The sequence below is a fragment of the Celerinatantimonas yamalensis genome (genome assembly GCF_046054155.1).
Lineage (GTDB): Bacteria > Pseudomonadota > Gammaproteobacteria > Enterobacterales > Celerinatantimonadaceae > Celerinatantimonas > Celerinatantimonas yamalensis.
The window spans coordinates 53,958-76,241 of sequence record NZ_JBEQCT010000005.1 but is presented as its reverse complement, the minus strand read 5'-3'; the positions used below and the strand labels follow the sequence as shown (position 1 = coordinate 76,241).

Below are 22,284 nucleotides of genomic sequence, written 5' to 3'. Positions count from 1 at the left end.
TGCTCCATTAAGGGGTTAATATCGAAGAGACTAATAGCTGGGTATAGGGATGCTGCGGGTCATCCAGCACTTGGTCCGTTAAACCCGTTTCGACAATTTTACCGTCACGCATCACAATCAAGCGCTGGGCTAACAATCGCGCTACCGCTAAATCATGGGTGACAATAACAACCGCAAGCTGCAACTGCGACACCAGTTGCCGCAACAGGTCTAATAAGCGCGCCTGCACCGACACATCCAGCCCGCCGGTGGGCTCATCCATTAAAATCAAGCGCGGTTGGGTGACCAACGCTCGAGCAATTTGCAGCCGCTGACGCATTCCGCCAGAAAAAGCGCAGGGGTACTCATCAATGCGCCGAGCATCCAGCTCAACATCGCGCATCCAACGCATAGCCGTTTCGCGAATCTCACCATAGTGACGCTTGCCATTATTCATCAAAGGTTCACCGATATTGGCTCCGGCGGATACCTGCATGCGCAGCCCTTCATGGGCATGTTGATAGACAAAGCCCCACTCTTGACGCAGTAATAGTTGCCGTTGGGCTGGCATCAGTTGACACATATCGACCTGCTGGCCATCCCGGTTATGATAATTAATCACGCCGTGATCGCTACCAATGTGCCCGCCTAAGCAACGCAGCAATGTCGACTTACCAGAACCGGACTCACCCACAACCCCTAACACTTCACCTGGGTGCAAGCTAAAATTCACATCCAAACAGCCTTGCCCTGGGGCATATTGCTTGGTTAATCCACACACTGTTAAGATCGCGTGCTCAGTCATGAGTAGCCTCCTGATGGCTTCGGCAATAATCGGTATCTGAGCAGATAAATTGGCGCTGACCACTATCATCAATAATCACTTCATCCAAATAGCTATGGGTTGCACCGCAGATGGCGCAGCTTTGTGACCACGTTTGAATAGCGAATGGATAATCAATAAAATCGAGGCTTTCGACCTGCGTATACGGCGGCAAAGCATACAAACGTTGCTCACGACCCGCGCCAAATAGTTGCAATGCCGGTGACCGATTAAGTTTGGGGTTATCAAATTTGGGGATCGGTGAGGGATCCATGATGTAATGGCCATTCACCCGCACCGGATACGCATATGCGGTGGATATCTCTTTGAGCTGTGCAATATCTTCGTACAATTTAATGTACATTGGTCCATATTCTTGCAGCGCATGCATCTGCCGCGTGCGTTGCTCGCTGGGCTCAATAAAGCGCAGCGGTTCAGGAATCGGTACTTGAAAGACGATAATTTGGCCCGCTTGAAGAGGCTGTTCGGGAATGCGATGACGGGTTTGAATCAAACTGGCTTGCTCGGTGTGCTCGGTGGTGGCAACGCCCGTTAAGTCAGCAAAAAAGGTGCGGATACTCACCGCGTTGGTGGTGTCATCGGCCCCTTGATCGATCACTTTTAAGCAATCATCGGGACCAATCAAAGCGGCGGTTAACTGCACGCCACCGGTGCCCCAGCCATAGGGCATGGGCATCTCACGGCTAGCAAAGGGCACCTGATAACCGGGGATCGCGACCGCTTTTAAAAGTGCGCGGCGTAGCATCCGTTTGGTTTGTTCATCTAGGTAGGCAAAATTGTATCCATCACGAACAGTGGCATTAGTCATCAGCGCGCTCCTCATCGCTAACGTTGCTGCGCACTTTACGCAACAGCTCTAGTTCGGCTTGAAAATCCACGTAGTGCGGCAATTTAAGATGCGAGACAAAGCCTGCGGCAGCGACATTATCACAATGAGATAACACAAACTCTTGCTGCTGAGCGGGGGACGTTTGGGGCTCATCATAGTCATCAGCTTGCAAAGCACGATCAAGCAGCGCCATCGCCATTGACTTGCGCTCGCTTTGGCCAAAGCTCAAGCCATAACCACGGGTGAACTGCAATTGCCCATCGGCTTGCTTGGCAAAGCCATTCACCATCTCACACTCACTCAATTGCACCTGCCCAATCGAGATGGCAAAACCAAGCTCTTCAGGTTCAATCCAAAGCTCGACCTCACCGATACGAATTTCGCCAACAAACGGGTGGTTGCGCCCATAACCGCGTTGGGTTGAGTAGCCCAGTGCCAGCAAAAAACCCTCGTCACCGCGTGCGAGTGCTTGTAAACGGGCACTGCGCGAATAAGGGAAATTTGGCGGATCTTGAGTAATATCTTGGGCTGGCTGGCCGCTATCCGTCTCGGTGACCATCAACCCTTCACGCTCAAGCATCGCCAGCACCCGAGGGTAATCAACCAACTGAGCGAGAGCCGCATCATCTGCTGGTACTGTGCCAGCTTCGGCATCATCATGGCTATTAGTAGAATTCACCTCGCCTTCAGCAAGTAATTTAAAATCTAATAACCGATGCGTGTAATCAAAAGTTGCTCCGAGCTGTTGACCCCCAGGCAAATCTTTATAAGTGGCCGAAATACGCCGGCTCACTTGCATATTCGCCGTATCTAAAGGCTTGCTGACATACCAATGTGCCAAAGTCGTGCGATAGGCGCGTAGCAGAAAAATAGCCTCAAAGAGATCGCCGGCGGCTTGTTTAATAGCTAATGCAGCCAGCTCACGATCGTACACCCCACCTTCACCCATCACCCGGTCAACCGCTAAGGCTAACTGCTGATCGATTTGGCCGACCTGCAACTCTGGCTGCTGTGGATCGCCGCGGCGCTGCTTAGCGAGTAACTGATGGGCTGCGCGAATCGCTTTTTCGCCCCCTTTTACTGCGACATACATGATAAAACCTCCACATGAGTGATGCGAGGAATCGCCGCGATTTGTGTATCGCAGATAAATACGATATCCAGCCCCAGAGGAAAAGCATGGGGACGCTTTGTTAGATAATCCAAAACTGGCGCAGCTAATAGATCGACAACTAACTCTCGCTGAGTTTCAATGCCAGGGCCTCTTAATTGCAGATGCGTGCCTTGTACTTTACCGGGTTGACCTAACGCATCCACCTGCAACCAGAGGGTGCTCCCTTGATCGGGATATTCCATCGTTCCGACCGGTAAGGACATAAGGTCAGGCAAGGATGTGTGATCCGTTAAGATAAATTCAGCTTGCGCCGGGTCGCTCACCTGCGCCACATTGCAGTGAAAACGCAAGTTTTGCGCAACCACAGCACTTTGCAGTGATTCGCCGATCCATAGCGGCGTGGCGCGATCAAGCAGTGTTAAGCACAGTGCAATACTGGCTCGATGCAACACGCCAATCGCATTACTGCGATCCAGCTTCACAATGCGCCCGGGTTCACTCATCGCAGTTAAAATCTGCCGAAAGCAATGCTGAGCATCAAATACTGGTTCGCGAAATCCTTGCTGTAAAAAACTCATCAGGCCTCTCCTCGGACCAACGTAAAAAAGTCGACCTGGGTAGCCGCTTGACCCTGTTGCTTAACTTTTGCAGCCTGCATAAGCTGCTGTTCAAGTGGGGTTAGCAATTTTTGTTCAATACCGTCGTGATAATCATTGAGTTGTAGCAATGCATCCAGTTTGGCAATGCACAGCGCATGGCCCTTATTACGCCCGCGGACAAACCCCATACCGACTTGCTGCTCAGGGCCTTGCACCACGCAGCGCGTCAGCGTGATATCACCTAGCACAAACGTCGAGCCTGTTCCCCCCATTCGCCCTTGCACCTTGGCAAGGCCTATTTCGGCGGGCCGAATCAGCGTAAATGCCACTGGGTTCACCCAACTTTCGGCTTGCTCGATCAGCCACTCAGGTGATGCCTTAGCTAACAATCCGAGCCATCGCTGACGACTCGAAATCTGCTCTTCCATAGTTCGACTCCTGTTGTTGTTTCTCTCATTGGCCTTGAACCGGGCAAGTCAAAAATCGGTTGATCGGCCGTCACTCGCTCATCGTTCATAGTTTGAGATATCCCCTACTCTTTGGGCATCACACTAAATTCAAATAGATCACCGCGACTGCGAGCAATCGAGTATTCACGCAGCGTATCGCCTGCGCGCTCAAAGTTTTGGGTATGGACTTCCATCAACGCGGTCGTGCGATCAATCTGTAGCTGTTGGCACTCATCCAAACTGGGTAATCGCGCCCGCAGCGAAGTCAAGCCACGACGAAGACTTAACGAGAATTGCTCAGCTAAAAATTGGTGTAGAGAGCCGCCGGTAAAATGGATCAACACATTGATATCAAAGCCAAACAAATAATGGCGAATCAAACAGGCTGGGGTTTGCTCAATAAAGCGTTTGGTCTGCAACTGAATCGCTGGCGTATCGCGCTCAACATTTACTCGTTCAGCAATGGCTTCCGGCAGCGTGACTCGCTCAAGGCTTTGCACTTGGGTTGAAAACGCTAAGCCACTCTCATTGAGGTTATAAGAAAATGCCGCGCGTTCATGCAGCGCATAATCAATAGGCGTTGCCAGTACTCGGCAGCCTACTCCTTGCTGGCGACGCACCAGGCCATCTTGCACCAATTCATCAATGGCGCGGCGTAACGTATGGCGATTCACCGAAAATTGGCGAGCAAGTGCTGTTTCTGCTGGCAACAGTTGACCGGGGGTATAACTGGCACGAAGTGACTCGCGCAGCTGCTTGGCTATATGTTGGTAACGGCTCATTTTCACTCATCGGGTACAGCGCTTTGATGGCCATGCAAGAGCGAGAAGATTTCACACCTCGCTGAAGGTATGGCAAATCGATGCAGCGCAAGTTGTCTAGATAAGTGAATGATAAGCGGCCAATATGACAGTTCAGTTGTCTAGATATGTCAGTTGAGTGACAATGAGACTCTCCTAAATGCTATAGTCGCTATAACGTAGCAAGTTAACAATGAACCAGGAGAGATCAATGATCAAACGATGGGCCATGGCGGCCATGTTTGCGAGCTTTCTAACAGGATGCACCAGTTTGCCGGATGGGGTGAGCCCGGTGCAAAATTTCAGTAGCCAACGGTATCTAGGCAAATGGTATGAAATTGCTCGCCTTGATCATCACTTTGAGAAAGGTTTAACCGATGTCACCGCCACCTATAGTCTGCGCAATGATGGTGGATTGGAGGTGATCAACCGCGGTTACTCGCCGGAGAAAGAGAGATGGAAACAAGCAAAAGGTAAAGCCTATTTTGTTAAATCCACTGACACAGGCTACCTGAAGGTTTCGTTTTTTGGGCCGTTCTATGGGACTTATGCGGTGATCGATTTGGATAAAAACTACCAGTATTCATTGGTCGCAGGGCCTGATAAAAGCTATTTGTGGATATTGTCTCGCACGCCCACCTTGCCACAAGCCATTCAGCAGCGCTTGATCAACAAAGCCAAATCGTTAGGGTTTGATACCAGTAAACTCGTGATGGTCAATCAGCAGCGTAATCAGCAATAAGGCTCAGCGCTGAGATGTATCAAGCAGCTTAATGGCAACGAAAAATCCACTGCCGCATAAGCCAAGCAGACATCCATCAGTGTGTGGACACAACCGGTTACAACACACTACGGGCATAAAAAAACCGTTATCTCAATCAACGAGATAACGGCTAACTCACCGACACCACTGCGAATACTATGTATCTAACATTTATAAAGCCGACATACGCATATTAACGTTCAATTACGCCAAAACACTGCGTACAAAATCAGTTAATGCCGCATCTTGGCTGTTATCAAAGAAACATTTCTGGAAACGCTCACCGCCCACAGCTGTTTTAACTAATTCAGGATCAATAGCTTTTAGTGCATCCAGATAGTCTTTACCAACAGCGCGTTTCACTTCACCTAAGATGCGAGCGTTATTCGTTTGCGACTCACGCCCTGATGCTGGGTAACCTAACCCAGTTTCACCGGTGAACGCTTTTTCAAAGATATAACGTAAGTTAAGTTCAGCACCCCAACCAAAGCCTTTCGCGAATGGGATAGCCAATGCATTACCGTTGTTGATCTGTGCGAATAAATACGCATCAGCAGGATCAATACAATAGCCGCAAACCACACCCGGATAAACGTTCAGTGACATCAATGCGCCTTGGCCAGTACCACAGCCAGCAACAACAAAATCAACCGCTTTTGAGTTGAGTAACAAACTGCCCATGATCCCTAAATGGATATAAGTCAGGCGGTGGTCATTGTCGCCATTCATCCCAACATTAAAAACACTGTGGCCTTGTTCGCCAGCAACCGCTTCCAGTTCTTTGACAATGATCGGGTTTTTAGCCGCTTGGCTGAACTCATTCATTAACGCGATTTTCATCGTTCGCTCCTATTTTAGTCAGTACTAGTCAGTCAAATGACTAGTTCGTTACATGACAATAAGTAAAACATCGTTTCAATTAAACTACCACACAATTTTGAATGCCTAAACCTATTTATGCAAAAGAGATCCACTTAACTTGATCTATTTCACCTTTTTACTGACGAAGCGATTGTTAAAACAGACCACCCGCATTAATGAACGTTAGCACTTGCAGTTGTATATACATGTATTTATATTAACCCTATAAGCACATAACAGCCATACATAAGAGGACAACATGCCCATATCGATGTGTATTCAGCCTGGCCAATTTAGCCTAGCGGATCTTCGCCAAATTTACCTGTCACGCCCTACACTGCACTTAGTTGATGCAGCCTATGCCGATGTTGAGCGCAGCCACCAGCAAGTACAAGCAATCTTAGACAATCAGCAAACCGTGTATGGCATTAATACCGGCTTTGGCTTGCTTGCTCGCACCTCCATCGCAAGCGATTCACTTGCCACATTACAAAGAAACTTATTACTCTCACATGCCGCCGGCACCGGTGAGTTGCTTGATGATGCCAGCGTTGCCTTAATTATGGCACTCAAAGTAGGTTCATTAGCACGCGGTTACTCAGGCGTTCGCCGCGAGTTGATTGATCACCTCCTCGCGATGTACAACCACGGGGTCTATCCATGCATTCCTTCACAAGGCTCAGTCGGGGCATCCGGCGATCTCGCTCCGCTTGCCCATATGGCCTGCGCCATGATTGGTGTGGGTGAAGTACGCATGAATGGGAGCATCAAACCCGCAGAGGTTGGCTTAGCCGAAGTGGGTCTGGTTCCGATTGAATTAGGCCCCAAAGAAGGACTGGCATTAATTAACGGCACGCAAGCCTCAACAGCCCTGGCGCTACGCGGTTTATTTGGCGCCGAACAAGTCTATGCGGCGGCGGTGACCGCTGGAGCACTCAGTGTCGAAGCGCTCAAAGGCTCATATGTCCCCTTTGATGAGCGGATTAGCGCCGTGCGTGGGCAATTGGGGCAAATTCGCTCGGCCAATCATTTCCGAGCGCTGCTAACCGATAGTGATATTCATCGCTCCCATGCCAACTGTGACCGAGTCCAAGATCCCTATTCGCTGCGCTGCCAGCCGCAAGTGATGGGTGCCTGTTTAGAACAAATCAACCATGCCGCAGGCATTATTTTGCGCGAAGCGAACGCGGTTTCGGATAACCCACTGATCTTTACCGAACAAGGTGAGGTGCTTTCGGGCGGAAATTTTCATGCCGAACCCGTTGCCATCGCCGCGGATAACCTCGCGATTGCGATCAGCGAAATGGGAGCGCTGAGTGAGCGACGTACCGCTCAGTTGGTTGATCCAGCCATGTCAGGGTTACCCGCCTTTTTGGTCAAAGAGAGCGGCCTTAATTCAGGCTTTATGATTGCGCAAGTCACCGCAGCGGCTTTGGCGTCTGAAAATAAAAGCTTAGCGCATCCGGCCAGTGTTGATAGTCTTCCTACATCGGCGAACCAAGAAGATCATGTGTCGATGGCCACCTATGCGGCACGGCGGCTAAGCCAAATGGCGGGTAACAGCGCGGCAATAGTCGCCATTGAACTGCTCGCCGCGGCCCAAGGCATTGAGTTTCATGCACCGCTACAACCCTGTCCCGCCTTGCAAGAAGTCATGCAGCTTATTCGCTCACAGGTGGCCAGTTATGATCAAGACCGCTTTTTTGCCCCTGACTTAGCGAAAATTCGCGCACTGGTTGAGCAAGGTGCACTGTATCAATGGGTTGATGTCGCCGCGATCTATAACGACTAAGAGTGCAGTGATGTTGACGAAGTAGTTTGATTGCTGCCAGCTCATTGCTAAAATGTCGGGCTGGCAGCGATCTTGCCAGCGCGCAATTTAGACATTCACTTTTGGAGAACCCCATGTCGGGTAACAAATCCCCCCAAGCCCTCTATCAACAAGTTAAACTCTATGTCAAAAAACAGATAGAGGCAGGCCAATGGTCACCCGGTGGACTTGTCCCCTCCGAGCATCAGTTAGTCGCGCAATTTAAAGTCTCGCGGATGACCGTAAACCGTGCCCTACGGGAGTTATCTCAAGAAGGTATTATCAACCGCGTGGCAGGTGTTGGCACTTTTGTTGCCGATCGCAAGCCGCAATCCAGCCTTTTGATGATCGCTAATATTGGTGATGAAATCCGTGCCCGTGACCACCAATACCGCTGTGAGGTTATCAAACTACAACGCACCGCAGCCTCCTTTGAGATTGCCGCAGCCTTAGGCTTAGCCACTGGGCAGTCGGTATATCACGCGATCTGTATTCACTATGAAGAAGAGTTACCGGTGCAACTTGAAGATCGCTATGTCAACCCAGCGCTTGCGCGCGAGTTTATTGATCAGCAATTTAATGCCCAACTGCCACCTTCGCAATATCTACTGGGCCAACTGCCGGTTGAAGAAATGGAACACATTGTCGACGCCACCATGCCCGATGAACAGCAAGCTCAGCAATTACAAATTTCCACGGATGAACCGTGTTTGATGCTGATGCGTCGCACTTGGCTGCGAGAGCAGATCGTCACCTATGTGCGTTTTTTACATCCTTCATCACGTTATCGACTTGGCGGTCGTATGAGAGTATCACCCGAGCACGCCGCAGGATAACCCGCCCAGATCAACGGCGAGGCCGCAGATAAAAATACAATGCCCGCCGAAGCCCAGATGCTACGAATGTAGAATCTGGCAAATCCAGCCCATTCAGCGCACTTGAAATATGAGAGTTTGAGGATGAATAACCGCCATTCCCCGGCATCTGCTGTGCTGTTACCGGGCTACAATCAGCCCTTTTAGGTTTAAACAAGGCTTACCGTAGCCCGGATGTCACGAATGTGGAATCCGGCAAATCCAGCCGATTAATACCCAATTTACTAAAATGCCTATCCGCGCGGCTTTTTTCAAACGACTTTAAAATGGCTGACAATACCTCGTAACTGGCTGGCTAACTGGGCGAGTTGATCCCCAGATAAGGCGATCTGCTCAGAATTTGTCGACGCGTTATTGGTAATGGTGCGGATATTATTCACATTGTGACTAATCTCTTTGGCAACAACCTCTTGCTCTTCTACTGCAGCAGCAATTTGAATGCTTTGCTCCATTTGAGTTTTAGCACGTTCTCGAATACTGGTTAAAGCCGTTAACGCCGCATTAGCATTCATCACACTCTCAGAGGCATTATCACTACTTTTTTGCATCGATTCGACCGCATTAGCCGATGATTGCTGTAGCCTTTCGATCATTGCGCGGATCTCTAAAGTGGCGCTTCCAGTGCGTCCAGCCAAGGTACGGACTTCATCGGCTACCACAGCAAAACCACGGCCTTGTTCACCGGCCCGCGCCGCTTCAATCGCTGCATTAAGTGCTAACAGATTGGTTTGCTCTGATATCTGTGAAATCACCGTGAGCACACTATCAATGTGGTCGCTCTCTTGCGCCAATGAGTGGATAATTTTCGATGAATCACTCATATTACTGGAAAGTGTTTCTACCGCCTGACTTGCTGATTGAACGATCTTAAATCCTTCGGCTGATTCAGTTTCAGTATCGCGCGATTGATCGGCTGCAGCGCTGGTATTTCGTGATACTTCCCGCACCGATGTTGCCAACTCTTCAATGCTGGTTGCAATCATATCGGTTTCTTGCAGCTGGCTTTTAATATCTTGGCGAGATTGATGGGTAATCGTCGACATCTGAGCTGCAGAAGAGGCTAACTGTTCAGTGGAAACCACCACGTCTTTGACCAAGGTTTGTATTTTGTCGATGAATCGATTAAACCCATCAGCAATTTGTGACAATTCACTCCCATCTTTTTCATCAAGACGCAGCGTCAGATCGCCCTCACCATCAGCAATACTATCTAGCGCTAGGGTAATATGACGCATCGCTTGTCGAAAACCGCGCAGCACCAAGAAAAAGAGTACAAAACCAACCACAAAGGCTAAAGCACCTACTGCGATACTGACTTGCTGCATTGTTGCCGAATCACGGCGTACCTTTTGGCTTAATTGTTTGACGATTTGCTCTTGCTGGCGCATTAAAGTTTGCAATGCAACTCTAATTTTTTGCCAGCTGGGGTGTTCAACAGTGGTCAACAATTCAATAGCTTTGGCTTGCTCACCCTGCTCAACTAAAGTCATCACCTGTCGGCGAGCCTTCTGAACGATTGCCCAGCGCTCTTTAATATCATCGAGTAATTTTAGCGCCGCAGGATCATTCTCGGTGGTTAGGCGCTGTGCATTGCTCAGAGCAGTCTGAAAGTCTTTTTCGGTTTGCTCAACCACAGCGGCAGGTTTCGTTAAGGCAGGTTTGAACACTTTGTTCCGCACTGCTATGCCACCAAATAAGCCACTATTAAACATATGGTTGAGTGCACTCATATATGTATTTTCTTTGCTCTCTAAATGTGTAAAACCTTGACTTAATTTATTATTCTCATAAATAGAAACGCCAAGGGCAATGGCAAAAAGTATCGACGCCGAAATGAACGCTAATAATATACGCATGTGGTAGCTGCGAAAATTCATACAAATGTCCTTCTATATTTAAACTACATTCCAAGTCGTCGCGTGATATTGAATTGCGTTTATGCCTTCAAAGCTAATGTATTCACGATAATTCTCATGACAAAAAAAATATAAACTCATTTCATAGTTATCGTCTGCTCTAAAAATTCTTGAGGAAAAATAAGGCCATCCATTCGCGTAACGTGCCGTATCGCAAAACTTTTATGGTAAATTTATAAGAGACTTAGCAAAGTTTCGTATAAAGAATATAGACAAATTTGATAGCTATTGTAGTCCCAGCATCTGCTACCGGGCTACATTGGGCGTTTTCAGTTTGAACAAGGCTCGCCGTCCCCCGGATGTAACGCATGTGGAATCCGGGAAAACCCGCCTATAAAACCTTATTTACTGCACCCATATCAATTTTTAATAGATTTATCATTGAACATCGCTAACAGGTTGATTTACCCTGCTATAAACCAATGAAGGATACGAGCAACAAGGACTATGGACATTCAAGACGCGCGGATGATACTCATCGAACAAATCGCCTTTTGGAATGGACTTATCAATGTTAACCAATTAGCACAGCAATTTGGTCTGTCACGTCAACAAGCTAGTAAAACACTCAGTCTTTATCGCCAATTAGCCCCTGATAACTTGACCTTTGATCATCATCAGCACTGCTACAAAGCCACCTCTCATTTTCAATGTCAGCAATATACGCCTGACAGCCAAGCCTATCTGCAATCACTAGTCGGCAGCCACAACGCCCCATATGTACAACTGATTGAACAGCCGCAACGCAGCATTGCAGTGAATGTGCTGCGCCCCATGACTCAAGCGCTTGCGCAGCACTTAGCCCTTGATTGTCACTACAATGCCATCAGTGGTGAAGCGCAAGAACGGCTCATCGCCCCGCACACACTGGTTTATGCGGCTGGTCGTTGGCACCTTCGCGCTTGGTGTTTTTTACGCCAGCAATATCGAGACTTTGTGTTATCACGGTTTACCTATGCCAGCTTAGATGAGCAAAAGCCCTGCCCACCAGCCACGCAAGATAGCCATTGGCACACATTTATTGAGCTGCAATTTAGCCCAGACTCACGACTAAGCACCACTCATCAACAACTGCTGGCACACGAATATGGCATGACGGATGGTGTACTCACCTTGCGCGTTCGTGCACCGCTCGCCAACTATCAACTCAAAGCAATGAGCATTCATCCACACATTGTGGCAGCCGACCCACATGCTCAGCAATTGGTGCTTGTCAACAAACGCGACATCGAACAGTGGTTATATTAGCGCCAGCCCGCCAACCGCTGTCGATCACGTCAACTGCGTTGACCTGTACAAATAACCATATAGCAACCCCCGATATTTTGCGGCTAAATGGCCTCTCTATCAGCACAAGGAACGCCCCGCATGGACGATTTTTCACCCAGTGATATGAAAACCATATTGCACTCCAAACGAGCCAATATGTATTACCTCGAATACTGTCGAGTGATGCAAAAAGATGGTCGAGTCTTGTATCTTACGGAAGCGATTTCTAATAATAAGTCAGGAGAAAACCAGTATTTTAATATACCGATTGCCAATACCACAGTACTTCTACTGGGTAATGGTACGTCGATTACTCAAGCCGCCATGCGAATGCTTGCTCAAGCAGGCGTGTTAGTCGGATTTTGCGGTGGCGGTGGAACGCCGTTGTATATGGCATGCGAAGTAGAATGGTTTACCCCGCAAAGCGAATATCGACCAACGGAATACCTTCATGGTTGGCTGCAATTCTGGTTTGATGACGACAAACGCCTTGATGCAGCGAAAACTTTCCAGAAAGCGCGCCTTGATTACCTTGAACATATTTGGACAAAAGACAAAGACTTAAAAGGCGAAGGCTTCGCCCTGCAAGATGCGGTATTACAATCGTCTTTTGAAACCTTTCATAACCGAACCGATGCCGCTACGAAACAATCCGATTTATTACTCACCGAAGCGCAACTCACCAAAGCTTTGTATAAATACGCAGCTAATACCGTTCGTATTGAAGACTTTACCCGCCAACAGGACTCAAATGACAAGGCCAACGACTTTCTAAACCATGGTAACTACCTTGCCTATGGCTTAGCGGCTTGCTGTTTGTGGGTGCTCGGCATTCCTCATGGTTTTGCCGTCATGCATGGCAAAACGCGTCGCGGGGCCTTGGTGTTTGATGTAGCCGACTTGATAAAAGACGCCATCGTTTTGCCTTGGGCATTTATCTGTGCCAAAGAAAACGCCACAGAACAAGAATTTCGCCAGCAAATCCTACAAAAATTCACCGACCATAAAGCGTTAGATTTTATGTTTGATACTGTTAAAAACATGGCATTAAATTTTGGTGGTTCATCAAATAAGCAAAATGACCTCGAAGAACAAGAGACACTTGTAGATCGTTCTTTAGAGCGACAAAACGACGAGGATACCGAACTATGATGGTGACCTTTGTTTCCCAATGCGAAAAAAACTCGCTCAAAAAAACACGACGCGTACTGGATGCCTTCGCTAACCGTATAGGTGATAACACATGGCAAACTCTTATTACTGAGGATGGCTTACTCACTGTCAAAAAAATGCTGCGTAAAACCGCCAGCAAAAACACCGCTGTGAGTTGTCACTGGATAAGAACCCGTGCCAGAAGCGAGTTGTTATGGATAGTGGGAAATCGATTGAAATTTAACGAGCAGGGCATTGTGCCGGTGAATACGACTCGGAGAAATTTATTAAAAAGCGAAATAGAAAACGATTGGCATTATTTGTCATTGATTAAAGCCCTAACCAGTGTTGCGGCGCTTTTACACGACTGGGGGAAGGCGACTAAGCTGTTTCAGGAAAAGCTATCGCCAAAGAGCAAAAATAAGTACAAAGGTGACCCGATTCGACACGAATGGATCTCGCTCTTATTGCTGCGTGCTTTTGTCCAAACGACTAATAGCGCGACGGATGACGAATGGTTAGAAAAGCTTCATCAAGGCAATATTGACGAAGCACAACTAAAGACACTGATTCAACACTCAGTATTAACGCCCATGGCGGACCTGCCGCCGATTGCTCAACTGGTTGCGTGGTTAATTGTCTCTCACCATCGCTTGCCCTTTTTATCGAAAGATCAATCTGGTATTTACAAGGCTGAGCAAGCGGACACCATGCACACCATGCTGCAACGTATTTCCCAACAATGGGGCTACGAAAACCGCCAAGACGAAGCGGAATATCAAAAGCGCTTAAAAGGATGTTTTAGCTTTCCGAATGGACTGTTAAGTCACTCTAATCAATGGTTGAAAAACATAAAGCGATGGTCCAAACATCTCATCGAAAATAAAACCTATGCGCTTCAAAGTATCGAAAATGGCAGCTATCGCTTGGTATTGAGCCATGCTCGTTTGTGTTTAATGTTGGGCGATCATTACTACTCTTCACAAGACGCCGCCAAAGGCTGGAAAGACACCACAGGGTTGTTTGCCAATACAGACAAAACTACTCAAACCTTCAAGCAAAAATTGGATGAACATCTTGTTGGCGTGGCAAGCCACGCGGCCAAAATCGCCCACTTGCTCCCCGCCTTTGAAAAAGAGCCGCCTCTTGCGGAAGATATTCAGGCGTTACGAAAACCCAGCCCCAAAGGATTCCAGTGGCAAGATAAGGCCGTTAACAAAATAACCGAATACTACCGAAGCATTGAGTCCAATAAGCTCAAACAAGGCTTTTTTGCCGTCAATATGGCCAGCACAGGCTGTGGTAAAACCTTTGCCAACGCTAAGGTCATGAGAGCCTTATCTCTGGATCAGAAAAGCTTACGTTTTGTCTTGGCGTTAGGGCTGCGTACCTTAACGATACAAACAGGCCGAGAGTATCGAGAGCGCGTGGGCTTAGACAACAGCGAACTGGCCGTGCTGATCGGTTCTCAAGCGGTTATGGAATTAGACCAGAGAAACCATGCGCTCAAGAACCAAGATCAAGAAACCCATGAGAGCCGCGGATCAGAGTCACAAGAGTCGCTGTTAAACGAAGACATAGACTTTGATTGTGCCATTCCTGAGCACACATTAACGACCGTGTTGACCAAGCAACGAGACAAACAGTTTCTTTATGCGCCCGTGCTTGCTTGTACGATCGATCATCTCATGTCGGCGACGGAAACCAAACGGGGCGGGCGTTACATATTGCCGACCTTACGGCTTATGTCTTCCGATCTCGTGATCGATGAAATTGATGATTTCACGGGAGACGATTTAATTGCTATTGGTCGATTGATCCACTTAGCGGGCATGTTAGGCCGAAAGGTCATGATCTCTTCCGCCACGATTCCACCACATATGGCAGAAGGCTACTTTAAAGCCTATCGCGATGGGTGGCGTTTATATTGCAAAACGCGTGACGCCAGCCCCGTGATCGGCTGCGCTTGGATCGATGAATTTGCGACCGAGGTGTCCAGCCATGGCGCAGAAAAGCTTGAAGACGCCATTCCTCTATATCGAGAACATCACGCAGGTTTCATTAAAAAACGGGTAGAAAAGTTAACCAAACAACCAGCAAAACGCAAAGCGGATATAGCCTCTTGCCAAGCCATTATTGAGCAATATAAAACGCAAAGGCAGCAAGATGCAGAAGTGGTTGAGAACAAGCAAACGGCCTACTTTGATAGTATTTTTCAACAAGCATGGCTAAAGCATAAAGGCCATTATTTTAAAGACCCAGAAACCCAGTTAAAAGTGTCTTTTGGTGTGGTGCGTGTGGCGAACATCTCGCCTTGCGTTGCTCTGACCAAATATCTACTCGCCAAAGCATTGCCTACTAATACCGACGTGCGTGTTATGGCGTATCACAGCCAACAAGTGATGTTGCTGCGTTCTGAGCAAGAGCGTCATTTGGACGAAGTACTCAAGCGCAAAGAAAAACCGGGCGAATTACCGGATGCTTTAAAAAATCCGACCATTAGAAAGCACTTAAAGCACGTACAGCAAAACCAACCAGAAGTGAACAATGTGCTCTTTATTCTAGTCGCCACGCCAGTCGAAGAAGTGGGCCGAGACCATGATTTCGATTGGGCGGTGATTGAGCCTTCTTCCTATCGCGCCATTATTCAGCTGGCAGGGCGTGTAAAGCGTCACCGAGAAGGCGAAGTGGAACAAGCTAACGTTGCTCTAATGCAATACAACTGGAAGGGCATTCGCGACGCTCAACAAGAAGGCCAAAAGGTATTTAACCGCCCAGGCTTTGAAGACAACATCACCCTTAAACATCATAACCTTGATGATCTGCTTGATGTGGCGCAAATCGCCAAACGTCTGGATGCGATACCAAGGATTCAGCAGCCAGACCACCTAACCGCCAAATACATGCGTGGCTTAATAGAAACCGATAGCTTGTCGGAACTCGAACACATTACTACTTGGCGATGGTTGGCAAACTATAAGAGCACAGGCAATGATGCGCAGACAGGCCCTCATACTTTACAGGGTTGGTTGAATCATCATTGGTTTTTGACCGCCTTGCCGCAAGTGCTGACGCCATTTCGTCAAAGCCAAGCCAGCTTAAATGCTTATCTGGTATTTAGTGAACCGCACCAAGCGAGCTTCTTCTGTGAGAAAGACGAAGAAGGCTATGCGATTAATCGAGAAGCCGTACTCAATATTCGGCGAGAATCGTTAGACGATTCCTCCATGGCAAGGCTTTGGTTAACACGTGATTTTGATCAAAGTTGTGCTGAGTTAGCGGCAGAAAAAGAGTTAAGCCAAAGAATTGCTTCAATGCGTTATGGAGAGCTGAACTTTCCTCATGACGAAAAGAAACATTATGCCTACAACGACCAATTGGGATTGGTCAAAATTTAATGGAGGGAGAATATGCAGGATTCAGCGATAGACGCTTTCTTTGAAGAAAGAAAAGCCGCTTGGCTAAAGAAAAACCTGAGCACATCCATGTCAGAACTGGAAGTCAAAGAAAAAGAGCAAGAATGCGAGAGTGTGTTTGCACTAAAAAACTGGCTGCCGAATGCGGCCAAAAGAGCCGGGCAAATGTCTATCTCGACACACCCTAGTAAGTTCAGCCACCCGAGTACAGGAATAGGAGATAAGAATAAGAAAAATTATACATTTGTGAACCCAGTAATATTTTATGGGAAAAAGAGTAATGATGGTTTTTTACGAACAGGCAATGTCGCCGTAGCGGCGGATGCCCTTGGTAATGCTGCCGCTCTTGATGTATACAAGTTTCTAACGCTCATCACCGACGATGGACAAAGCGTGCTGCAACATTTGGAGCAAGACTCAGCATTAGCGCAAGTCTTGCTCACCTTGCCAAATGCCGATGAAGACCTCAGTTATCAGGCATTAAAACAAGGCTTTTTAGCCATGTCAGCAGCCGATGATGAAGTGATCACCAGTTCCAAAATCAAACAAGTGTATTTTCCTGTATTCAAGCAGCAAGGCGAAACCGAATATCACCAGCTGTCGTTATTAACTGCATCCGGCATCGTTTTTGAGCTGCGTCAGCGCCTCGATACCATGCGCTTTGGCGAGGAGATCAAGCTTGCCCGAGAAAAGAAAAAAGCAGACGAATATCACGACAGTTTTCGTGAAATATACGATCTCACTACCATCGGCTATGGCGGTACCAAGCCGCAAAATATCAGCGTTTTGAATAATCAAAATGGCGGTAAAGCGCATCTATTAATGAGTGTGCCTCCTGCTTTAAAAAATCGTCATACGCATTTTCCTACCGTCGATTTTTTCCAACAAAGTGTGAATTACTTCCAGTGCAAAGAGCAATTTTATCGGCTGCATACGCTCTATAAGCATAATGAGAACAACATGCATGTTCGGGCTGATCGAGACGAGCTGTATCAACAGATTATTGATCATCTCATCGAAAAGATGTGGCAAGTGCGAGCGATATCAAGCGAGCAATACATAGAAACAGCAAGCCAGCTAAGCAAAACGCAAACCACTTGGCTATGCGAGCAAACAAAAATGCTAAGAGAAACCACAGACGATTGGCTAGATGAAATCGTCGCATCGATTACCACTTACTTATTCTATGGCTACGAAAAAATGCTTGGTAAAAAAGCCATCAAATTAGGTAACGCTGAGTATCGCCAGATGGAAAAAGTAGCCGCAAATAACAAGGAGGCACTGCGATGAGTGGAGAAATCAAGAAGCTATTAATGATCCCGCACTTGCGCGTACACAATGCCAATGCGTTATCCAGCCCATTTACCATCGGCTTTCCCGCTATGACAGCATGGCTTGGGGCCGTTCACGCACTGCAACGACAACTTAATGGAAGGCAGTTTAATGGGAAAAGCATGCCCGTCGATTTTATCTCGACAGGCGTTGTCTGCCATGAACTTAATCTGCAAACCCACAAAGGTGAAAATGACTTCGTCCACTCCATTATTGGCACGGGCAACCCGCTGGATAAAACAGGCGCGAGATCGTCTTTCATCGAAGAGGCTCGTTGCCACCTTGATGTCAGCTTGGTCATTCAATTCGATAAGATCACCATTGACGAACAAGAAGACTTTCTTGCCGCCGTCACCCAGTTGCTCAACGCCCACATGAAAATAGCGGGTGGCGACATACAAGGCTTTAAGAAACCATTTTGCCTTGTGTGTGAAGAAGGCAATGATGAAGACATGAACAAAGTAAAACGCGCCTTGATGCCAGGGTATGTCTTGATTGAGCGACGAGAACTCATGGTAGACGCCATGAGAAATGGGGTAGATGCCATCGAAGCGCTTATTGATTATTTAGCGATACACCACTCTTGTGATCGTCTAATAGACGAGGAAAACAAAGAAACCATCGAATGGCGTAGACATCGCAAACTGGTCAATGACAAACCGGCAGGGTGGCTTGTTCCCATCGCGACAGGCTTTCATGCCATTAGCGAGCTAGGCGAAGCAAAAAATCAGCGCGACCCAGACGTGCCACACCGTTTCGCGGAAAGCATGGTCACCTTAGGGGAGTTTAAAATGCCCCATCGACTGAAAAGAATAGAAGACATGTTATGGCGTTACCACACAGAGGGCGATGCCTACCTTTGTTATCAAACGTCTCATGCGCATTTATCATCGGTAGCATTGGTTGCCGATGAAGACGACGATTCAGAATTTTAATTAACCGAACCACTAAAAAAAGGATATTTATCATGGCTAAAAATGACAACAACACGGCTTCCGTATTGGCATTTGAGAAAAAACTAGTGCTAAGCGATGGCTATATGTATGGCGCAACCTGGGCTGATCGCAGTCAAATCTCGCCGTTAGCATTAAAGGAAAAATCGGTACGAGGCACTATTTCAAATCGATTAAAGGCAGCGGTTAAAAATGACCCTGCCAAGCTCAATGCCGAAGTGGAAAAAGCCAATCTACAACGAGTGGATGCCTGTTCATTGGATCTAGACCAAGACACATTGAACCTACAATTTACTGTTAAAGTGTTGGGTGGCATTGCCAAACCATCAGCTTGTAACAATGCGAATTTTAAGAAAAGTTATAGCGAAGCGGCCAATGCCTATATAGAAAAACATGGGTTCACCGAATTGGCGCTTCGCTACGCAACCAATATTGCCAATGCTCGTTTCTTATGGCGTAACCGTGTTGGCGCTGAAAAAATTGAAGTGAATGTCATCGCGAAAAATAGCACCATCAATGAGTCATGGACATTTGATGCCACTCAAATCAGCACTCGCCACTTTGACACCCAAGATGCCAACATCGATCAGCTTGCCAACATTATCGCCCAAGCGTTAGCGAGTGAAGACGACTTTATCTTGCTTGAAATCAGCTGCTTTGCACTGATGGGCCGCGCTCAAGAGGTTTACCCAAGCGAAGAGCTAGTATTAGACAAAGGCAAAGGTCAAAAGAGTAAAATTCTCTACCATGTTAATGAGGTAGCGGCAATGCACTCTCAAAAACTGGGCAATGCTTTGCGCACCATCGACACTTGGTATTCTGACTATGCGGATCCAGAATTGTCCGTTGGCCCTATCGCCGTTGAACCTTATGGCGCCGTTACCAACCTTGGTAAAGCCTTCCGTACACCAAAAGACAAGCAAGATTTTTATACCTTCTTTGATGGATGGGCTCGCGGTGAAACATTAAACCGAGCAGAAGATGAGCACTATGTCATGGCGACATTGGTTCGTGGCGGTGTCTTTGGAGAGAGCGATAAATAAGGAGCAAGTTATGAAACACTACATCGACATAACCTTGCTACCCAGTGACGACATTGGCGTTCACTTTTTGTGGTCCAAGCTCATGATGCAAGTGCACCTTGCCCTCGTCGAAATTCAAGACGACAAAAAGCAAGTGCCCGTAGCGGTGAGCTTCCCCAAATACCAACCAAGAGAACATGAAAAGACGGGGTTTGTTGGCAACAAGCTTAGATTGTTTGCCAACGATAAAAATGACCTAGAGCGTTTGAATCTTGGCAAATGGTTAAATCGGCTTGAAGACTATGTTCACATGAAAAGCATCGCCGACGTTCCGAGTAACGTCATAGGTTATGAGTCGTTTAATCGTCGCCGTAAATCCGGATCGCCTGACAAGCACGTTAAACGCCGTATGCAGCGCCATAACGCAACGTTGGAGCAAGCGCTTCAATACTTCGATGGCTATAAAATGCCGAAAGAAGACAAAGCGTTACCCTTTATTCGAATGAAAAGCCTACACAGCGATAATGAGTTTTGTATGAGCATCATTCGAAAAGAGGCCGTACCGTCGAACAACAGCGTCATGTTCAACACCTACGGACTCAGTGCAGAAGGTGTTTTACCTAAGTTTTAACCAATAAAATTAGCTCTTTAAAAATATCTTTTAAAAACAGTAAGTTACAATACACAGAAAAAACATTGGTAAAAATTCTTATTTTTACCTAACTACATGTTGTAACTTATTTTTTTGCTAATACACTATAGTTTGCCGCCGAGCACGCGGCTTAGAAACAGTCGGGGTTGATGCAGTTAAAGGATTGACAAGTTTGCCGCCGAGCACGCGGCTTAGAAAATTACGCTCAACTGCTTCTGGAGTTGGCTCGTGTTTGCCGCCGAGCACGCGGCTTAGAAAATTTGTTGTTTAGGACGATTAAAATGGACATTGTTTGCCGCCGAGCACGCGGCTTAGAAACGACGTAGAAAACGACACCACAGCATATATTAGTTTGCCGCCGAGCACGCGGCTTAGAAACACACAGCACCACCGCCCAACAGAGCGCCCACGTTTGCCGCCGAGCACGCGGCTTAGAAAATATGTTAAATTCAATTAGAGTCATGTTATAAGTTTGCCGCCGAGCACGCGGCTTAGAAAACAATTGCCTTTGATACCATGCAATCAACATTGTTTGCCGCCGAGCACGCGGCTTAGAAAAGTAGTAACGATTGCGATTTTGCGCTGACACTGTTTGCCGCCGAGCACGCGGCTTAGAAATGCCTATGCGGCAATAGAAAATACTAAATCTAGTTTGCCGCCGAGCACGCGGCTTAGAAACGACGATGAATTAATCACTCCTCGAACCGAACGTTTGCCGCCGAGCACGCGGCTTAGAAATGTTTGTTTTCCAGCGAGTGATTAGCGAAAACGTTTGCCGCCGAGCACGCGGCTTAGAAATTTTTCACATGCCACAGCATTAATGACTAATCGTTTGCCGCCGAGCACGCGGCTTAGAAAAGAATATGCTAAAAATTATTTGAGTAAATATCGTTTGCCGCCGAGCACGCGGCTTAGAAAACCAAAGATAAGGAGGCGCGCATTCACTACGCGTTTGCCGCCGAGCACGCGGCTTAGAAATCGCGGGCAGAGGGATAACACACCGATATCAAGTTTGCCGCCGAGCACGCGGCTTAGAAACAATAGTGACTTATATCAAAAGAATCAAACTCGTTTGCCGCCGAGCACGCGGCTTAGAAAAATATCTAAATTGTTCTTGATGTTCTTTCCTAGTTTGCCGCCGAGCACGCGGCTTAGAAAAGTGTAGAGGGGGCCGTCGATAGCTGGCTTATGTTTGCCGCCGAGCACGCGGCTTAGAAAAATCTAGGTCATGAATAAATTTTTCTGGATTTGTTTGCCGCCGAGCACGCGGCTTAGAAAAAATCCTACCAGTAGTACGATTAACGCACTTCGTTTGCCGCCGAGCACGCGGCTTAGAAATTGGGAGTTCGCCAAATTTGTTAAACATACGCGTTTGCCGCCGAGCACGCGGCTTAGAAAATTGGCTGCATTAGACCCATCAGACGGGTGGAGTTTGCCGCCGAGCACGCGGCTTAGAAAATAATGATATGCTCATACCCCCGATGGTTGCTGTTTGCCGCCGAGCACGCGGCTTAGAAAACAAGTAATAAATTCAACTAATGATAGTAATTGTTTGCCGCCGAGCACGCGGCTTAGAAAAAGATTGCACAGACAGACGAAGGCATTGATGGGTTTGCCGCCGAGCACGCGGCTTAGAAATTGCTCGTTCT

Annotated in this window: 18 protein-coding genes and 1 CRISPR repeat array (1 of these 19 cut by a window edge); of the genes, 10 read left to right on the top strand and 8 right to left on the bottom strand. The window is 47.5% G+C overall.

Annotated features, from left to right (window positions below):
- Positions 1–7 precede the first annotated feature (7 nt).
- The 6 genes from phnK to ABUE30_RS11495 form a co-directional block, all read right to left on the bottom strand.
- On the bottom strand, positions 8–784 hold the full coding sequence (phnK, locus tag ABUE30_RS11520) for a phosphonate C-P lyase system protein PhnK (RefSeq protein WP_408623931.1): 777 nt from the start codon (positions 782–784) through the stop codon (positions 8–10).
- Positions 777–1,631, bottom strand: a complete 855-nt coding sequence (locus ABUE30_RS11515) for an alpha-D-ribose 1-methylphosphonate 5-phosphate C-P-lyase PhnJ (RefSeq protein ID WP_408623930.1) — start codon at positions 1,629–1,631, stop codon at positions 777–779. The genes phnK and ABUE30_RS11515 overlap by 8 nt, the downstream gene beginning before the upstream one ends.
- On the bottom strand, positions 1,624–2,745 hold the full coding sequence (locus ABUE30_RS11510) for a carbon-phosphorus lyase complex subunit PhnI (RefSeq protein ID WP_408623929.1): 1,122 nt from the start codon (positions 2,743–2,745) through the stop codon (positions 1,624–1,626). The genes ABUE30_RS11515 and ABUE30_RS11510 overlap by 8 nt, the downstream gene beginning before the upstream one ends.
- Complete coding sequence (gene phnH, locus ABUE30_RS11505) at positions 2,730–3,344, bottom strand: phosphonate C-P lyase system protein PhnH (RefSeq protein WP_408623928.1); 615 nt, start codon at positions 3,342–3,344, stop codon at positions 2,730–2,732. The genes ABUE30_RS11510 and phnH overlap by 16 nt, the downstream gene beginning before the upstream one ends.
- Positions 3,344–3,793, bottom strand: a complete 450-nt coding sequence (gene phnG / locus ABUE30_RS11500) for a phosphonate C-P lyase system protein PhnG (protein WP_408623927.1) — start codon at positions 3,791–3,793, stop codon at positions 3,344–3,346. The genes phnH and phnG overlap by 1 nt, the downstream gene beginning before the upstream one ends.
- Positions 3,794–3,897: 104 nt before the next feature.
- Positions 3,898–4,596 carry a GntR family transcriptional regulator gene (locus tag ABUE30_RS11495; protein WP_408623925.1) on the bottom strand — a complete coding sequence of 233 codons (699 nt, stop codon included), beginning with the start codon at positions 4,594–4,596 and terminating at the stop codon, positions 3,898–3,900.
- 229 nt (positions 4,597–4,825) lie between these two features.
- On the opposite strand from ABUE30_RS11495, the gene ABUE30_RS11490 reads away from it, so the two are divergent.
- Entirely contained in the window at positions 4,826–5,356 is a 531-nt protein-coding gene (locus tag ABUE30_RS11490; RefSeq protein WP_408623924.1) for a lipocalin family protein, read from the top strand.
- 225 nt (positions 5,357–5,581) lie between these two features.
- On the opposite strand, the gene ABUE30_RS11485 is transcribed toward ABUE30_RS11490, so the two are convergent.
- On the bottom strand, positions 5,582–6,217 hold the full coding sequence (locus ABUE30_RS11485; protein ID WP_408623923.1) for an RpiB/LacA/LacB family sugar-phosphate isomerase: 636 nt from the start codon (positions 6,215–6,217) through the stop codon (positions 5,582–5,584).
- Positions 6,218–6,497: 280 nt separating this feature from the next.
- On the opposite strand from ABUE30_RS11485, the gene hutH reads away from it, so the two are divergent.
- Together hutH and hutC are read left to right on the top strand one after the other, a co-directional pair.
- Complete coding sequence (hutH, locus tag ABUE30_RS11480) at positions 6,498–8,030, top strand: histidine ammonia-lyase (protein ID WP_408623922.1); 1,533 nt, start codon at positions 6,498–6,500, stop codon at positions 8,028–8,030.
- 113 nt (positions 8,031–8,143) lie between these two features.
- Positions 8,144–8,884 (top strand): histidine utilization repressor, encoded by a 741-nt coding sequence (hutC, locus tag ABUE30_RS11475; RefSeq protein ID WP_408623921.1) that lies wholly within the window; start codon positions 8,144–8,146, stop codon positions 8,882–8,884.
- Positions 8,885–9,174: 290 nt separating this feature from the next.
- Here hutC and ABUE30_RS11470 read toward each other — a convergent pair whose 3' ends face one another.
- On the bottom strand, positions 9,175–10,800 hold the full coding sequence (locus ABUE30_RS11470; RefSeq protein ID WP_408623920.1) for a methyl-accepting chemotaxis protein: 1,626 nt from the start codon (positions 10,798–10,800) through the stop codon (positions 9,175–9,177).
- 486 nt (positions 10,801–11,286) lie between these two features.
- On the opposite strand from ABUE30_RS11470, the gene ABUE30_RS11465 reads away from it, so the two are divergent.
- The 7 genes from ABUE30_RS11465 (at position 11,287) to cas6f (ending at position 20,614) form a co-directional block, all read left to right on the top strand.
- Complete coding sequence (locus tag ABUE30_RS11465) at positions 11,287–12,087, top strand: helix-turn-helix transcriptional regulator (protein ID WP_408623918.1); 801 nt, start codon at positions 11,287–11,289, stop codon at positions 12,085–12,087.
- A gap of 120 nt (positions 12,088–12,207) precedes the next feature.
- Complete coding sequence (gene cas1f, locus ABUE30_RS11460; RefSeq protein WP_408623917.1) at positions 12,208–13,260, top strand: type I-F CRISPR-associated endonuclease Cas1f; 1,053 nt, start codon at positions 12,208–12,210, stop codon at positions 13,258–13,260.
- Positions 13,257–16,658, top strand: coding sequence for a type I-F CRISPR-associated helicase Cas3f (gene cas3f, locus ABUE30_RS11455; protein ID WP_408623916.1), 3,402 nt, complete (start codon positions 13,257–13,259; stop codon positions 16,656–16,658). The genes cas1f and cas3f overlap by 4 nt, the downstream gene beginning before the upstream one ends.
- Positions 16,659–16,670: 12 nt before the next feature.
- Positions 16,671–17,966, top strand: a complete 1,296-nt coding sequence (gene csy1 / locus ABUE30_RS11450) for a type I-F CRISPR-associated protein Csy1 (RefSeq protein ID WP_408623915.1) — start codon at positions 16,671–16,673, stop codon at positions 17,964–17,966.
- Complete coding sequence (gene csy2 / locus ABUE30_RS11445; protein WP_408623914.1) at positions 17,963–18,943, top strand: type I-F CRISPR-associated protein Csy2; 981 nt, start codon at positions 17,963–17,965, stop codon at positions 18,941–18,943. The genes csy1 and csy2 overlap by 4 nt, the downstream gene beginning before the upstream one ends.
- Positions 18,944–18,975: 32 nt before the next feature.
- Positions 18,976–20,004, top strand: coding sequence for a type I-F CRISPR-associated protein Csy3 (csy3, locus tag ABUE30_RS11440; RefSeq protein ID WP_408623913.1), 1,029 nt, complete (start codon positions 18,976–18,978; stop codon positions 20,002–20,004).
- A 10-nt stretch (positions 20,005–20,014) separates the two neighbouring features.
- Positions 20,015–20,614 (top strand): type I-F CRISPR-associated endoribonuclease Cas6/Csy4, encoded by a 600-nt coding sequence (cas6f, locus tag ABUE30_RS11435; protein ID WP_408623912.1) that lies wholly within the window; start codon positions 20,015–20,017, stop codon positions 20,612–20,614.
- Positions 20,615–20,744: 130 nt separating this feature from the next.
- Positions 20,745–22,284: direct repeats of the CRISPR family, unit length 28 nt; unit sequence GTTTGCCGCCGAGCACGCGGCTTAGAAA (it continues 287 nt past the right edge of the window).